A 2,897-nucleotide genomic window follows, 5' to 3' on the forward strand; every position below is an offset into this window, starting at 1 on the left:
CAGGTCAGACAGAGAGATCGAGCAAAAGTCGTGCGTGAGGGGCGCACCCACCAGCGCCGCGCAGGCGTTGATGGCCGAGGCACCGGGGATCACCTCCACTTCGACGTCAGTCTCTGGCGTCCAGCCCGCCTGGAACAGCACCTCGTAGGTCGGCCCCGCCATGCCATACACGCCAGCGTCGCCGCTTGAGATCAGCGCCACCTTCTTGCCCTCACGGGCCCGTTCCAGCGCATGGACGGCGCGATCGAGCTCCTCGGTCATGCCCTTGCGGATCACTTCCTTGCCTTCCAGCAAATCGGCCACCAGCTTGATGTAGGTGACGTAGCCGATGATGGTGTCGGCTTCGGCAATGGCCGCGCGCGCGCGCGCGGTCATGTGTTCGGTGCTGCCGGGGCCGATGCCGACCAGCATGATTTTTCCCATCGTCATAGAGTTTTCGCTCATGCTGCAGCACCCATGCGCTGCAGGGTGTTCTCATCGATGCACCAGCGCGCCACGCGGCTGTGGCGGATGCGGCCCGCGGCCAGCACCAGGCCGATGGTCAGCAGCGGCTCGACGGCAACCAGGCCCAGGTAGGAGGCGGCAAACAGCGCCCAGTCGGCAACGGGCGCGGGATCATGGCTGATCGACAGCCAGAAGCCCACCATCAGCGTGACGCCGGCGTAGTACACCGCGTCCAGCTTCAACACCTTGGCCATGGTCAGACCCTGCACTTTTTTACCCAGGCTGTGGTGCAAGACAAGCAGCGGCACAGCCAGGCTCAGGAAGTTGATGGCCAGGTGCGCCAGGTCCTGCGGCTCGAAGATCAGCGCCTGCAGCAGCAGGCCGAGACCAAAGCCGAACAGCGTGGGAATAAATCCGAACAACAGGTAAATCGGCATGGCGCCGATGAAGTGCAGCTCCGACGGACCGATATTCATGTGGAAAGCCTGCATCAGGGCGCTGAAGAAAAACGCGGCCAGCGCCGTGCGCAGCCAGGCGGTGGGGCTTTTGAACAGGCCCGCCGAGTGGGCGCCGAGCAGCGCGGTGGCCGCGATGCCGGCGTAGGCAAGTTTGTCCTGCGAGAGGATGCCGATTTCGATGTGCATGATGAGACCTTTAAAGAAAACAGGAACTGACAGGGGAAAACAGGAACGCGATGAACAGCAGGCCTGGACTACGGTGAAAACTCTTTTCCATTCACGAAGCGGGCCGTCGCGGCGCTTGCCACGCGCGCAATCGAAACCGTCGCGTTTTTGCCGTCCGCCCCGCGCAGCTTGTGCTTCTCGACCAGCAGCGCCGCCATGCCTGCGCCGGCGGCCAGCAAGGCTGCGGCTTCGCTGACGGAGGGGGTGCCCATGTAGCGCAAGACGGTCTCGGACGGATTGGGCACAGGCACGGCGGCGAGCTCGGCGGCGCTGAAAAAACGCAGCGGCCAGCCGCCCTGCGCCGCCAGTTCCATGAAAGCCGGCTCGCCCTGCTTGGCCTCGATGCTGGCCAGCACGACCACCTGCGCACGCGCCAGCCCGGCCTGCGCCAGCGCGGCATCGAGCGTCTGCGCCACGGTCGCCAGCGGCGTGCCGCGGTCGCAACCCAGGCCAACCGCCACTTGTGTCAAGGCAGTGCTCATGCACCCACCTCCTGCGGTGGGCGGTACACCACCAGACGCTCGTTCAATTGCTGCCAGCGTTCGGCAGGCACCTCGGCGTGGGTGATCCACAACACGGCCTTGAAGTGGTTCAGGTCCACGTCTTCGAAGCGCTCGAATCTGTGAATGCTGCCAGGCAGTGGCGTGGGCCGGGTCCACCAGTGCGGGCTGCCCGCCTCCTGCACCACGGCAATCGGCTCGCCATTGACCACATGGGCCGACACGCGGGTGATGTTGATCTTGGGCGCCTCGACCTTCCAGCCCAGCTCGCGGCCCAGAATGTCCACGGGGATGGTCTTGCCGACGTCGGAGGCGGTGGTCAGCACAGCGGTTGCGCCCAACAGCGCGGCAATCTGCAAGGCACAAGCATTGGCGCCGCCCACATGGCCCGACAGCACGGGGATGACAAACTGCCCGGCGTCATCGACCACCAGCACACCAGGGTCTTCGTCTTTGGTTTTCAGGTGCGGGGCAATCAGGCGCACCACGGCGCCCAGCGAGACGAAGAAAACGACCTGGTCAAAGTCGGCGAACAACTTGCCGATTTCGTCGCGCAAAGCCCCGCCGTAGGCGCGCACCGGGTTGGGCAAGCCGGCCATCAGCGGCGCGAACTTGTCGGCCACGCACACGCTGGCCTGGGGCAACTGGCGCGCCAGCTCGGCGGTTTGCTGCGCGCCATGTTTGGTGATGGCAACCAGTACCACGCGCACCGCTTGTTCGGTGGGCAGAGCGGTGTCTGGCAGGGTGGTGGTGGTCATTCCTGGTTTTCCTCTTCGAGTTCGGTGGTGGTTTTCTTGCGGCAGCCGCGAATCATCTCGCCGCGCTCGCGATTCGGGTTTTTCACCAGCAAGAGTGACAAATAATTGACCTTGGTGCCCTTGAGCTCCGCCACGTCATGCACGATGCGCTCCACCGGGGAGCCGGCTTTCTCGATAAAGCGGCTGTGCGCCAGCAGGCCGCGGCGCGCCAGCAGGTCAATCAAGTCATCGAGCAGCGGCTTGACTTTCATCAGCACCAGGGTGTCGAAGTCGTCCAGCATTTTCTCCACCGCCGCAATGCCGTAGGCGGCGGGCACGATGGCGATGGTGTCGTCCTGCTCGGACAGCGGCATCTGCAGCCGGGCGCAGGCCGCGTTGAACGAGGTGACGCCGGGCACGATGTCGATCTGCGCCCCGGCATCGAGCTCGCGCAGCACGCGGGCCAGGTAGCAGAAACTGGCGTAGGTGGAGGCGTCGCCTTCGACCAGAAACAACACGTCCTGCCCGGTCGC

General features: G+C 64.8%; 5 protein-coding genes. All 5 read right to left on the minus strand.

What is annotated here, in order from left to right; genetic code table 11:
* The coding region (locus Q8K05_RS05240) for a precorrin-3B C(17)-methyltransferase (protein WP_305245473.1) at positions 1-429 on the minus strand (429 nt) is incomplete at its 3' end.
* 11 nt (positions 430-440) lie between these two features.
* On the minus strand, positions 441-1,088 hold the full coding sequence (locus tag Q8K05_RS05245; protein ID WP_305245469.1) for an energy-coupling factor ABC transporter permease: 648 nt from the start codon (positions 1,086-1,088) through the stop codon (positions 441-443).
* Positions 1,089-1,156: 68 nt separating this feature from the next.
* Positions 1,157-1,609, minus strand: coding sequence for a cobalamin biosynthesis protein (locus tag Q8K05_RS05250; RefSeq protein ID WP_305245470.1), 453 nt, complete (start codon positions 1,607-1,609; stop codon positions 1,157-1,159).
* Positions 1,606-2,385 (minus strand): cobalamin biosynthesis central domain-containing protein, encoded by a 780-nt coding sequence (locus tag Q8K05_RS05255; RefSeq protein WP_305245471.1) that lies wholly within the window; start codon positions 2,383-2,385, stop codon positions 1,606-1,608. The genes Q8K05_RS05250 and Q8K05_RS05255 overlap by 4 nt, the downstream gene beginning before the upstream one ends.
* A partial coding sequence (locus Q8K05_RS05260; protein ID WP_305245472.1) for a precorrin-2 C(20)-methyltransferase occupies positions 2,382-2,897 on the minus strand: 516 nt, incomplete at its 5' end. The genes Q8K05_RS05255 and Q8K05_RS05260, both read right to left, overlap by 4 nt.

It is taken from the genome of Polaromonas sp. (assembly GCF_030682935.1).
GTDB lineage: Bacteria > Pseudomonadota > Gammaproteobacteria > Burkholderiales > Burkholderiaceae_C > Polaromonas.